9 protein-coding genes are annotated in these 13,143 nt (G+C 43.6%); 5 read left to right on the plus strand and 4 right to left on the minus strand.

All coding sequences use genetic code 11. From position 1 onward, the window contains the following. Window positions 1–87: 87 nt before the first annotated feature. On the minus strand, window positions 88–2,079 hold the full coding sequence (gene htpG, locus V7K49_RS25340) for a molecular chaperone HtpG (RefSeq protein ID WP_335208099.1): 1,992 nt from the start codon (window positions 2,077–2,079) through the stop codon (window positions 88–90). A 775-nt stretch (window positions 2,080–2,854) separates the two neighbouring features. Between htpG and V7K49_RS25345 the strand changes: the two genes are divergently transcribed. The 4 genes from V7K49_RS25345 to V7K49_RS25360 all read left to right on the plus strand — a co-directional run bounded on the left by V7K49_RS25345 (window position 2,855) and on the right by V7K49_RS25360 (window position 5,749). Then, the gene (locus tag V7K49_RS25345; RefSeq protein ID WP_335208100.1) at window positions 2,855–4,072 is read left to right on the plus strand and encodes a hypothetical protein; all 1,218 of its coding nucleotides are present in this window, start codon (window positions 2,855–2,857) and stop codon (window positions 4,070–4,072) included. A gap of 54 nt (window positions 4,073–4,126) precedes the next feature. Beyond that, window positions 4,127–4,555, plus strand: a complete 429-nt coding sequence (locus tag V7K49_RS25350; RefSeq protein WP_335208101.1) for a hypothetical protein — start codon at window positions 4,127–4,129, stop codon at window positions 4,553–4,555. Window positions 4,556–4,664: 109 nt separating this feature from the next. Then, on the plus strand, window positions 4,665–5,330 hold the full coding sequence (locus tag V7K49_RS25355; protein ID WP_335208102.1) for an ATP-binding cassette domain-containing protein: 666 nt from the start codon (window positions 4,665–4,667) through the stop codon (window positions 5,328–5,330). A 221-nt stretch (window positions 5,331–5,551) separates the two neighbouring features. Continuing rightward, window positions 5,552–5,749 carry a hypothetical protein gene (locus tag V7K49_RS25360; protein ID WP_335208104.1) on the plus strand — a complete coding sequence of 66 codons (198 nt, stop codon included), beginning with the start codon at window positions 5,552–5,554 and terminating at the stop codon, window positions 5,747–5,749. Window positions 5,750–5,882: 133 nt separating this feature from the next. Here V7K49_RS25360 and clpB read toward each other — a convergent pair whose 3' ends face one another. Together clpB and gloA are read right to left on the minus strand one after the other, a co-directional pair. After that, window positions 5,883–8,525, minus strand: a complete 2,643-nt coding sequence (gene clpB, locus V7K49_RS25365) for an ATP-dependent chaperone ClpB (RefSeq protein WP_335208105.1) — start codon at window positions 8,523–8,525, stop codon at window positions 5,883–5,885. A gap of 751 nt (window positions 8,526–9,276) precedes the next feature. Beyond that, entirely contained in the window at window positions 9,277–9,711 is a 435-nt protein-coding gene (gloA, locus tag V7K49_RS25370; protein ID WP_335208106.1) for a lactoylglutathione lyase, read from the minus strand. Between the two features lie 266 nt (window positions 9,712–9,977). Here gloA and eno point away from each other — a divergent pair, with 266 nt between their 5' ends. Beyond that, entirely contained in the window at window positions 9,978–11,267 is a 1,290-nt protein-coding gene (gene eno / locus V7K49_RS25375; RefSeq protein WP_335208107.1) for a phosphopyruvate hydratase, read from the plus strand. 74 nt (window positions 11,268–11,341) lie between these two features. On the opposite strand, the gene argC is transcribed toward eno, so the two are convergent. After that, window positions 11,342–12,400: an N-acetyl-gamma-glutamyl-phosphate reductase gene (gene argC / locus V7K49_RS25380; protein ID WP_334871654.1), complete on the minus strand. Its 1,059-nt coding sequence runs from the start codon at window positions 12,398–12,400 to the stop codon at window positions 11,342–11,344. Window positions 12,401–13,143 lie beyond the last annotated feature (743 nt).

Here is a 13,143-nt window from a genome sequence, read left to right on the forward strand (position 1 = left end):
ACAGAAGTAGGAAAGGAAGGAGAGGGGAGATGGGGGACAGGGGGAGAAATAACAGAGGCGATTAATCGCCTCTCTCCAAACTCAGCACTATTTACTAGCTTGTTCCGTCAGCTTAGTGAGTACCTCATTCGATCGCTCGACAAAGGATTTCATCCCCTCAGCGTCAAATCCTTTCTGAGACATCAGCGCTAAATCGTAGACATGTTGGCAAATCATGTTCACTAACTGATCTGTAGGGGATTGACCGTCACCTTGAATAATACTACCTTGGTTAAGATTTACCAGATTTTGAATCAGCGGGTGAGCAGTATTCACCAGCAAAACGTGATCTTCAGGAAAATCTACTGTCTGCTGCTGCATCATGGCGTTCATTTCTCGCATGCGGCGGAGAATCTCTGGTAAAAGCACGATCGCAGGTGGTGTCCCTTGAGGATCGTCTGATTTCAAAGCTTCGGTGCGGATGTTGAGTTTGGGTTTGTTGAGGGATTTCTCAAATAACTCTTTGATGCTCTCACTCCGAGTTTTGTTCGTCTTGGGATCAACAATTTCCGTAGCTTTGTTTTGTTCCAGCAGGGTATTATCTAAATCTGAGTCCACCCGCGTAAATTTAACATCCTGATATTCCCGCTCTAGGAAGTTAATAAAGTGGGTGTCGATGAAGGAGTCCATAAACAGGACTTCCAAGCCTTGATTTTTGTGTAGTTCTATATAGGTAGCTTGGGTTGCTGCATCGGTGCTGTAGAAAACCCGGTTTTCGTGACGTTCTTTGTTACGTTCTAGATACTCTTTGAGCGTAGTATAGGGAGCATTGGGTGCTGAAAAATCAGGACTGGCTGAAGGAGGAGTGACATCTTGCCAAGCATCTCCCTCTGAAGACTGTACTTCGACTACTGGAGTTTCAGCAGCAGGTTTTTCTGTCAGCTTGGCGGTAGTGCGGAAGACAATAATATCTTCAATTTGTTTTTTGAATTTCTCGTCGTTGAGGACGCCGAATTTTACAAAAGTACCGAGGTCTTTCCAGGCGCTAATATATTGTTCACGGTTGTCACGGAAAAGTTCTTTGAGGCGATCGCCTACTTTCTTGGCAATGTAATCACCAATTCGTCGCACGGTGCGATCGCCTTGCAAAGCACTGCGCGATACGTTCAGAGGAATATCGGTGCTATCAATCACACCCCGCATTGGAGTTAGAAATTGCGGAATAATTTCTTCGCAGTTGTCGCTAACAAAAACTTGATTACTAAATAGCTTGATCTGCCCTTTAGTAACATCTACATCCGGCCTCATTTTGGGAAAATACAGAATCCCGTTGATGATAAAGGGATAGTCAGTATTTAGATGTACCCATAACAGCGGTTCTTCCTGAAAAGGATACAGGTAGCGGTAAAACTCTAAATAATCTTCTTGACTCAGATTACTCGGAGACTCTCGCCACGGTGCTATTTGCTTATTTAATACTTCACCTTCTAGTTTTATCGGTACTGGCAAGAAATCGCAGTAGGTCTTGACAAGATTCTTAATCCGTGCATCTTCTAGAAATTCCTCTTCTTCTCCTTGCAGGCTGAGAGTAATAGTAGTGCCGCGAGTTGTCCGGGGCGATTCTTCTAGGGTGAATGCCGGGGAACCATCACAAGTCCAGTGAACTGCCTGTGCCCCTTCTTGGTAAGATAGAGTATCAATTTCTACCTTTTGTGCCACCATGAATGAGGAGTAGAAGCCAAGACCGAAGTGACCAATAATCGGTTGATCTGATTTGCCTTCATACTTATGAATAAATTCTTCAGCACTAGAGAAGGCAACCTGATTGATATATTTCTTAACTTCTTCTGCGGTCATCCCGATACCGTTATCGGAGATGGATAGGGTTTTGTTATTTTTGTCAATGGCAATTTCAATTTCTGGTTCGCCGATATCTCCAGCGTAATCTCCAGCGCGGGATACCATTTTCAGCTTTTGGATGGCGTCTACGGCGTTGGATACCAGTTCCCGCAAGAAGATTTGATGATCTGAGTAAAGCGACTTCTTAATGATCGGGAAAATATTCTCAGTATGAATACTGATAGTGCCTTGTTCTAGCATAATTGGTAATCTTCGACGTTAGTATCTGAAATGATGATAGTGGCTAATACAGCCTAACCCTCTGTTTTCCAGGATAAACCCGGAGAACACAGAAAAGCATGATACCAATTAGGATTTTAAAACCATAACTTAAGCGATCGCTCCTTTTTTAAACATTGTTTGCCCCCATTTTCTGATTCGGATTTCCCTACTCCTAATTTTCACCGCAGGTTTATTAGCCTAGCTGAGACTACTGTCTAAGTATTGCTGGAATTTTTTTCCAACACCAAAAATAGACATATGGTTAATAGTTCTGACTTACTCGCAAACCTCTACAATGCCTTTAACCCCTTTGAACCCTTACCCACAGGTGACCCCATCGTCTAACTACAAACAGTACAATTTTTTGCGCCCGATTTATCGCGGATGAATTAAGCCCAGCTTATCAGTTTATCAGTCGAAGAAAAATACCATTTTTTTGGGCGTGATTCATCAGGTTAATTTAATTGGGGTGAAAAAGCGTGAGGGGTTCACGGAGTAATCACTACTTGCGAGAATAATAACTGTCGGGAAAATGTCTCAAAACCCTAAAAGGTTTGAGTCTTTTGATTGGGACTGGTGAGCCAATAGATTAGGTTCTAACTTAGATTTGATAGCTTATTCAGTATAAATGCTAAGGTCTAAGTAAAATTTTAAATTAATAATATAAGTAATATATTCCTCAAGTTGACTATCACTATTAAATATTAAAGGAGATTAAAAAATGCCTTTTTTATTATTTCTGTCAAAATAAAATATGCTCGATGTAAAAACTTCTTATGGTATGCAGTTTTTTAGGAAATCGCTATGGATTTCCTTTATTTGCTTAACGGCAATTTTATTTGTACTGACTGGCTTGGTACAGTTCTCTTGTTACCCAATGATAACTGGAGGAAATTTACCTAAATTTTGTCAAAGTCAGCAGACTAGGCTCGAAATTATCAAGGATCGCAGAACGCATGGAAACGTCTTATTGAATTTAGCATCAAATCCTGAATCCGATGAAAGCGTACTCAGAGCTTTGACTTCTTCCCTTGATAGCCCAAAGGTTACTAGCAATCCCAAGAAACTTCAAAGTGCGCTAGGGTTTAATCCCAACACGCCTATAGATGTTTTAGATGCGTTCGTAAAATCCGAAGATGTGGACATACTCGAAAATATTTCTAAGCGATTAGATGCTACTCCTGAACTTATTAGGAAAGTAGCTAACAATCCTCACGCAGATGCAAAAAAACTTCAAAAACTTCTGGTTGAAAATCCTCGAACTCCTGAAGATGTATTACAAAAATTGGCAAATTCAAAAGAACCAGAAATTTTGTGGGAAATAGCAAGACTCAAACAAGCTTCTTCGAGTGTTTTAAGAGAAATATATAATAACCCTGTTGCCAGCCTTATCGAAATTCAGAGGAAACTTGCTAGCAATAAAAACATTCCTGAAGACATACTAAAAAAATTGGCGAACTCAACAGATTCCAGGGTTTTGTCGTATGTAATCAACCATCCATCTGTATATACTTCAGTCCTAGAAAGAGTAGGAGAAAACGCTATTATTTGGGACGACTCCAAGATTGATTTTCAAAGAATGCTAGCTGAGAAGCCCAATATTCCACGCAAGCTCATAGAAAAATTAGCCTCCTCTAATGATAGAAAAGTCCTGGAGTCTTTATACTACGATAATCTGACTGTACATCCAGATATTAAAGAGGAGTGCCGTAAAAAATTAGGGATTACACAATCTCCCGATGTAGAAACATTTCCACCCACACTTCCTTCACTACCCGATATTTCAAAGAACCCATTTTCCGAAAATAACAAGTCAAACTGTACGGGCAAGCATGTTCGGAATAACTTGATAGGAGGTGCTGTTAGTGTATTGGGATTCTTATTCGGCGGGCCTGTTGGAGCAGTTGCTGCTTATGGTGCAATGACTGTTTTACTAGAAACTGCGACAAGTATTTCAGGATGTCAGTTCTAGTGTGAGTGACAAATATTGATGATTTTTTAATAACTATAACTGGAGGTATTAATTATGCAGAGCCAAAATTCAAACTTGAAAACAATTTTTGATCAGTCAGTTACAAAGTGGATAGTTGCCGCTTCATTGGTCACTTTTTTACTTCTTACCACGTTTCTATTCATTGGTTTAAAAAGCCAGTACATTGAAGTAAATTTTTGTATTGCTACTGTTAATTGTTCTCAAGCTCCAGAACAAGTTACAGATAAGGCTCAGACATTTGATATGACAGAAGATTCCCTAGAAGATCCGACTTCACCGTCCAAGCCAATAAAAATAACTGTCAAACCATTAGGAGCAGCAATTGTTGCTGGAGTAACATCAACTGCTGCAATGGCGGCACTGATGGCATTGGGAATTGTTGGTCTTCCAATCGAATTAGTGTTGGCTATAGGAGCTTTAATTGGGACTGGAACTTATTCCGCTCTGAAAACTTTGTATTAATCTAGCTGTTTGCGAGTCGGGGCTTTTTGCTTGCGGGTCACAACAGCTAGCTCAAATTATCTAACCATTAAAATCCACTTCAGAATAGACAGGAAAGTACAACATGAATGTGATTGAATTGCAAAATATCAACTATGTTAGAGATGGTATGAACCATCCCTTGCAAAATATACAGCTTACAGTCAGACAGGGAGAGCTAGTATATTTAAAGGGTGAAAATGGTGAAGGTAAATCTACTCTGATTGATTTTATTTTAGGTATCAGAGAACCTGATAGTGGAGAAGTAACAGTTTGGGGGTATCCTCCTGGTGAGCTTAAATCAAGATTTCTTACGGGAGTGATACTACAAAAACTTAACTCTCCAATAAGGAATGCTCAATTAGGTAGTTTAATTGATTTGATTGAGAGTCATTATCCTGAAGCACAGGGCAGAGTAACATCTATTTTCAAAGATTTTGATTTTCATCCTTTAAGAGATAAGAATAAGAAATGTCTTCTTTCTGTTGGAGAAGAAAAACTTCTCTTCATTGCCCTTGCACAAGCTGCTTCTCCTAAGCTTTTAATTCTGGATGAGCCTATGACCCCCCTCCGATCGCAGCTAAACCAGAAGTTATTCCTGTTGCACTCAAACCCGCAACACTACCGGAGACTGAAACTGCACCAATTGTCCCGGCTGTACAAGCTACCGCACCTGCGGCAGCACCTACAGCACCTGCCCCTAATGCTCCGTTATCTTCCATATTTATTGTTACCTTTAATACAGGTAAAAAATTAGCAGCAATTCAGCTAGTATAAGGCATTGACATTGCTGCAAATGGCTTCTTTAGTTTGATGCTTATATTATTATTGCAATAAAAAAACTAAATACATAGAGCAAACGTTAGAAGTTACACACTTTTTACACAACTTAGAATTTTATTTTAAATTCGCTTTTAGAGTAATAATCCAACTACTCTTCAATATGACCATTGATTGGCTGATTGTCTTGCGTCATTTTTGCTTACCAAATCCCTAAGTTTAATATTGTGTCCCTTTGAACTAGGAGCGATCGCTATTCCATTGGATTGTCTTGCCAAATCCCTGAAGATCACAATCCCATATCCCAATATGATTGCTCATTTACCCAATCGCCGCCTCGCTTTAAAAGAATTAATCAAACAAGCTATCAACAGAGAACGCGGGAAACTGATATAGCGATCGCCTTTTCACTTTACGGCTTCTGCGATCACACAGCGTCTCGTAAAGAGGCACTACGCGGACTAAGAAAAATCAACCCACAGAGGTGGGTTTTATCTGCGTAGCCGCGATTTTTAATCGCCTTCTCAGACTATGTAGCAATCTGGGGTACTGATACCTTCACCGGCACTTTTTTGTTAAAAGACAGACCGTTTTCATTTTTGTCAATGATAATCGTGTCTCCAGAGATAAAAGTATTTTCCAATAACTTTGTGGCGAGGGGGTTTTCTACTTCTCGCTGAATTGCCCGTTTGAGTGGACGGGCACCATAAACTGGGTCATAGCCTGATTCAACAAGGTGATCACAAGCAGATTGGGATATCTCAAAGGAGATTTTTTGCTCTCGGAGGAGATTTTCTACCCGTTTGAGTTGAATACGGATGATATGCCGCATTTCCGTGCGATTTAAGGTATGGAAGAGAATAATATCATCAACGCGGTTGAGAAATTCCGGGCGGAAATGCGATCGCAAAGCTTCCATTACCCTGACGCGCATTTTTTCATACTTGGAATCATCACCAGCTACATCCAAGATATGTTCGCTACCAATATTACTGGTCATCACAATAACGCTGTTGCGAAAATCTACCGTTCTTCCCTGAGAGTCAGTAACTCTCCCATCGTCTAGCACCTGCAATAAAATATTAAACACATCGGGATGCGCCTTTTCCACTTCATCCAGCAGCACCACCGAATAAGGACGGCGGCGAACCGCCTCGGAAAGTTGACCGCCTTCTTCATAGCCTACGTATCCTGGAGGCGCACCTACTAACCGAGAAACTGAGTGTTTTTCCATATACTCAGACATATCCAAGCGCACCAATGCATCATCAGAATCAAAGAGAAACTGAGCTAAAGCACGCGCGAGTTCGGTTTTGCCCACACCTGTAGGGCCCATGAATAAAAATGAACCAATGGGACGCGAGGGGTCTTTCATCCCCGCACGGGCACGACGAATCGCTGCTGCTACGGCTTCTACAGCCTCCTCTTGCCCAATGACTCGTTGATGTAAATGACTTTCTAGTTGCAGTAATTTTTGCCGTTCTGATTCCAACAAGCGATTGACGGGAATTCCTGTCCATTTAGCGACGATTTCGGCAATATCAGCTTCAGTAACTTGTTCTCGCAGCAACGTGGAACCTTGGTTTTGAATTTCTAAAAGGCTCGCTTCTTTGGCTTCGCGATCGTGCTGTACTCCCTCCAATTTGCCATATTTCAGTTGGGCAGCTTTATTTAGATCATAAGCACGTTCCGCCTGTTCTATTTGCACTCGCAGCGCATCTTCTTCTTTCTTTAGGGCGCTTATAGCCTCCAATATCTGCTTTTCACCTTGCCATTGCTCATTAAATATTTTCTGTTTTCCCGTTAAACTGGTGATTTCTTGCTCAATTCGCTGCAAACGCTCTTTAGTTTGGGGAGTACCCTTTTCTTCGCCAGCTAATGACAGCTTTTCCATTTCTAACTGCATGAGGCGGCGATCAATGGTTTCCAATTCCGCTGGTTTGGAGGTAATCTCCATTTTCAACTGTGCTGCTGCCTCATCCACCAAATCAATAGCTTTATCTGGCAAAAAGCGATCGCTAATGTAACGTGCTGACAGAGTTGCTGCTGCTACCAAAGCCGAATCAGAAATTTTGACGTTGTGATGGACTTCATAGCGTTCTTTCAATCCCCGGAGAATGGAAATAGTATTTTCCACACTTGGCTGATCCACAAATACTTGCTGAAAGCGGCGTTCCAAGGCAGCGTCTTTCTCAATGTGTTTCCGGAACTCGTCGAGGGTAGTTGCGCCAATGCAACGCAGTTCTCCCCGCGCCAGCATTGGTTTGAGCAGATTTCCGGCATCCATTGCCCCTTGTTGGGTGGAACCGGCGCCAACTACGGTATGCAATTCGTCAATAAACAGTACGATGTCACCGTTAGATTCTGTAACTTCCTTGAGGACTGCTTTCAAGCGTTCTTCAAATTCTCCTCGCAATTTTGCCCCAGCAATCAAACTACCGATATCTAAAGAAATGAGTTTGCGGTTTTTCAGAGATTCGGGAACATCACCATTTACCATCCGCTGTGCCAAAGCTTCTGCGATCGCAGTTTTACCTACCCCAGGTTCACCAATTAATACAGGGTTATTTTTGCTCCGACGAGACAATACTTGAATTACCCGCCGAATTTCGTCATCCCGCCCAATCACCGGGTCAAGTTTTCCAGATTTTGCCTGTTCTGTCAAATCTCTGCCAAATTTTTGTAAAGCTTCATAGCGGGATTCTGGGGTTTGATCTGTCACCTTTTGGCTACCACGAATGGTTTTGATGGTAGTTTCTAGTTTTTCTGTATCCGCACTAAAGCCTTTGAGTATCTTTCGTCCAATGCGATCGTCTTCAGCAAATGCCAAGAGGATGTGTTCCACAGAAATGTAGGAGTCTTTCATCCTGGTTCTAGCTTCCTCGGCTCGGTCTAGTAAAACATCTAAATTGCGGCTAAGGTAAAGCTGATCACTTTTACCAACTTTGGGCTGACGTTGGATAAAGGCTTCTAGCTGCTGTTGCAAGCGGATTGGATCGACCTCAGATCGAGCCAGGATACGTATTGCTAGACTAGTAGGTTCTTCTAACAGGGCAAGAATTAAATGTTCAACATCTAGTTGCTGTTGTTGATAAGCACGGACTATATCCTGAGATTTAACAATCGCTTCCCAGGCTTTATCAGTAAATTTATTCGGATCTGTAGGTTGCATCTTTAAAATTTTGGAATTTTGATTTTTAGTTTAGGGATTGGGGAACTCGGGGCCCCCTCTGGGGATAAGGGGTAATGGGGACTGAGGATTGGGAACTGGGGATTGGAAAAACTCTTCCCTAGTCACTAATTATCCAAACATTCTCAGCGGATATCCGCGTGTATCGCCGGTGGCAATTTAGGATTGGTAATTTGCTGATAGTTCACTCTATTACCTATTTCCTAATTTAAAACGAAAACACTGCTCTGAGCGGACTTTCCCAAATGGTGCTATTGGAGCGATCGTTATTAGTGTTGATTAGTGTTGCTCATCAACGACAATATGGGGGTAATATTAATAGGATTTACGCAGAGAAGATGCCTTAAACCGTTTAAAAAGGGGAGGCAAAAAGAGAAAGCCACTGCGGTCTTGTCCCTACAGCCCTTCCCTTACGGGACGCCTTGCGGCGAACGGGCATCCTACGGCAGACGCTAGCCTCTGGCAATGTGATAAGGGGAGGCCTGTTCGCGTCCCTTGGGCAAGTCTTGCGACACGCTGTTCACGTTTGCCAACGGTATAGCAACTCTACCAGACGCTACGCGCAGCGTCTCTTAGAGAGCGTCTGGGGTTTCCCCAAGTAGACGAGCCAGCCGTGTGGGCGGGTCTGGCGACTTGAGCGGACTGGCATCAAGTGGCGTGAGACACCAAGGGCGAACGGTGACTCAGCACTACTGAAGCTCAACTCCATCACCTATATTCTTAATTATAAGAATTACTGGCTCACAAGTTGCTCTTGTGATTCCTGTTTGACTGCTGACCCTTGAGTTCCCAGTTGAATCAGTTCAATTTTATACCCATCTGGATCTTCCACAAAAGCAATTACTGTGGAACCATGTTTCATCGGCCCTGGTTCGCGCACGACTTTACCGGCTTGATTGCGGATTTCCTCACACATAGCGTAAATATCATCAACGCCAAGGGCAATGTGACCATAAGCATTACCCAATTCGTACTTTTCTACCCCCCAGTTGTAAGTTAGTTCTATTACCGTATTGTCGCTTTCGTCACCGTAGCCAACAAAAGCCAAGGTAAATTCTCCCCCTGGATAATCTTTGCGGCGCAGTAATTTCATTCCCAGAACTTCACAATAGAACTTTAAGGACTCTTCGAGGTTGCCCACCCGCAGCATTGTGTGTAGTAATTGCATGAGCTTTTCTCTGTAATTGATTTAGTGTTCTCTGCCAATATTTTACCTAGCTGAAAGTCTGAAGGTAAAAATGCCATCAGGGAAAGAATTAAAAGGTAAAGGACAAGATAAACATTCCCTGACCCATTTTTGGCATTGCTCCCTATTCATATAATGGAAATCTTCTTTAATCTCAGCCAATAAAGTCTCTTAAACGCCTATGCTAGCGATTGGGTTAGGCAACTGGACTGTATGCGTAACAGACTCGAATAAAGGATAAAGTACAGATGAGTAACATTCTAGATACAGCCATTGAGGCGATCGCATCTCGCGAAATTCTCGATTCACGCGGTAGACCGACAATTGAAGCCGAAGTGCATTTAGCCAACGGTGTTGTAGGACTGGCGCAGGTTCCGAGTGGTGCCTCTACTGGCACTTTTGAGGCTCACGAACTGCGTGATGGCGATAAAAGCCGTTACGGGGGCAAAGGCGTACTCAAGGCAGTACAAAACGTCAAAGAAGCACTTGCTCCCCAATTGTTAGGCTTGGATGCCCTCAACCAAGAACTGCTAGACCGCACAATGATCGCTATAGATGGTTCTGCTAACAAATCCAATTTGGGGGCTAATGCGATTTTGGCGGTTTCCCTAGCAGCAGCTAAAGCTGGTGCTGAGTCTTTAGCAATTCCCCTATATCGCTATTTAGGTAGCCCTTTAGCTAATTTGCTACCAGTGCCGTTGATGAATGTGATTAACGGTGGGGCACATGCATCAAACAACGTGGATTTTCAAGAGTTTATGATTGTCCCAATTGGCGCAACTTCCTTCCGGGAAGCATTGCGTTGGGGTGCAGAGGTGTTTGCCACCCTCAGTCAGGTATTAGATGAAAAGGGTTTGCTCACTGGTGTAGGCGATGAAGGCGGCTTTGCCCCTAACCTAGAATCCAATCAGGTGGCTTTGGAATTGCTAGTTGCTGCCATTAAGAAAGCTGGTTATAAGCCAGGGGAAGAAGTAGCTTTGGCATTGGATGTGGCGGCTAGCGAGTTTTACAATAATGGGCAGTATGTTTACGATGGTAAACCTCACGCCCCCACGGAGTTTATTGATTATTTAGGACAACTGGTTGATCAATATCCAATTGTGTCAATTGAGGATGGCTTGCACGAAGAAGACTGGCAAAGTTGGCAATTGCTCACCCAGAAGTTAGGTTCGCGGGTGCAGTTGGTAGGAGATGACTTGTTTGTGACTAACGCCACACGCTTGCAAAGAGGCATCCAGGAAAAAGCTGCTAATGCGATTTTGATTAAACTCAATCAAATTGGTTCTCTCACCGAAACCTTGGAAACCATTGATTTGGCAACTCGCAACGGTATCTGTTCAGTAATTAGCCATCGTTCTGGTGAAACAGAAGACACAACGATCGCCGATTTAGCCGTAGCAACCCGTGCCGGTCAAATCAAAACAGGTTCCCTCTGTCGCAGCGAACGTGTAGCAAAATATAATCGCTTGCTGCGAATTGAAGATGAACTAGGCGATCGCGCCGTTTATGCTGGTGCTGTCGGGTTAGGGCCGAAGTAGGTGCTGGGGACTGGGGACTGGAGATTGAGCGCAGAATTCTTCCTAATGCCCAATGTGCCATGCCCCATGCCCAATTAAGGATAAAACCCCAACTTGGGCAACCCCAAGGTTTCATCCCAGCCCATCATCAGGTTTAGACACTGAATCGCTTGCCCCGCCTGTCCTTTAATTAGATTGTCAATTGCTGACATGACAATCACGCGACCTGTGCGCGGGTCAACTTCTACACCGATATAACAAAGATTGCTGCCGTTAGCCCACTTGGTTTGGGGGTAAACGCCGCTACCGCAGATTCTCACCCAAGGAGAGTTGCGGTAGAAGGCTGAGAAAATTGTGATTAAGTCATCTCGCACTAGACCAGGATCGCGCAGTGTGGCATATACCGTTGCCAAAATACCGCGCACCATTGGGATCAGGTGGGGTGTAAATTGGATCATGAGTTCGTGACCAGCTAAATCACTGCAAATTTGCTCAATTTCTGGGGTATGACGGTGACGGCCGACATTGAAAGCTGTTATGGAGTTGTCCGCCTCAGCTAGTAATAAGTTGGTTTGAGCTTGCCGTCCACTGCTAGATGTGCCGGACTTGGCATCGATAATAGCTGTTTCTGGTACGATTAAGCCTTGCTTTAAGAGTGGCGAAAGTGCAAGGAGACTAGCAGTGGGATAGGAACCAGGACAACCAACGAGTTGAGCTTCGGCAATGCGATCGCGATACAGTTCTGGTAATCCATAAACCGCTGTAGCAGCAGTTGAGCGATCGTTTCTCTGTGTCCCATACCAACTTGTATAAGTTGCCAAATCACTGAACCGATAGTCTGCACTTAAATCCAGTACTTTACATCCTTTTTCTAATAGTTTAGGCGCGATTTGGCAAGCCAGACCATTTGGTAAAGACAGGAAAACTACTTCACAGCGGTGAGCAATTATTTCTGGTTCTACCGCCTCTATTGGCAGGTTAGCTGCATGAGCCAGATGCGGGTAGATATCTCCAAAGCATTTCCCGATACTGCTCTCACCACCTAAATAAACCAGTTCGACTTCTGGATGATCCATCAGTAGTCGTACTAACTGTACTCCGCCATAGCCCGACGCGCCAACAATCCCAACGGGTACGCGTCTAAATTTGCCCATGATCTGAAATCCTTATCCCATGAATGGTTAATTCGTTCTCAGCTATCAACAATATCAGCGACTAGACTCACAGCGTACAAAACAGCTGAAACCCCTCTACTTTTTTCGGACGCAAACAGGGAAGAGTACGTGGTGAAGGGGTGGGGCGGTGAGCAAGTCGGAGTCTTCTGTACAAAACGCTGTCAGAAGGGGGTTCCCGTCGAGTCCCTTAGCGCTAGCGGTAGCGACGCAGGAGCCTCACTTCCGAACCCGAAGGGTGACGCGGCGAAATTATCAAATATTCTATTTGTCTCCCTTGTCCCCCTTGTCCTGTTCATCCTTGACTGTCGCTGCACTTTATTACTAAACGCCGATTTTAAGGGCAGAAATTTTTGCCACGTTATCAAATCATAAAATAACTCGGTAAGTGGGAAACTCAGTCACTTTAGGGCTGAGAGGGAAGTGACACTAAGGGCAAGCTCAGTGAGCACTCGTGCAGTCATAGATGCAGTCAGTCTGTGTTAAAATTAAATTGTGAGTAGAAATAACTATTTACGTTTTGCAGCATCCTAGTACGGAGAAATCCCGGCTCCCATGAAACAACGGTTAGCAATCAGAGCTAACGGCAGTATGACTTGAAAGAGCAAATAATGGTGAGTCCAGTTCTGTTCGCGTAGCATCTCCCTTAACAGAAGGGTTTTCCGTTGGGCAGGTTGTGTGTCTTACCATGTTTTGGCAAGCGGAATGGACTCTGAAAGCTTTAA

It is taken from the genome of Nostoc sp. (assembly GCF_036919675.1).
In the GTDB taxonomy this organism is placed as follows: Bacteria; Cyanobacteriota; Cyanobacteriia; order Cyanobacteriales; family Nostocaceae; genus Nostoc.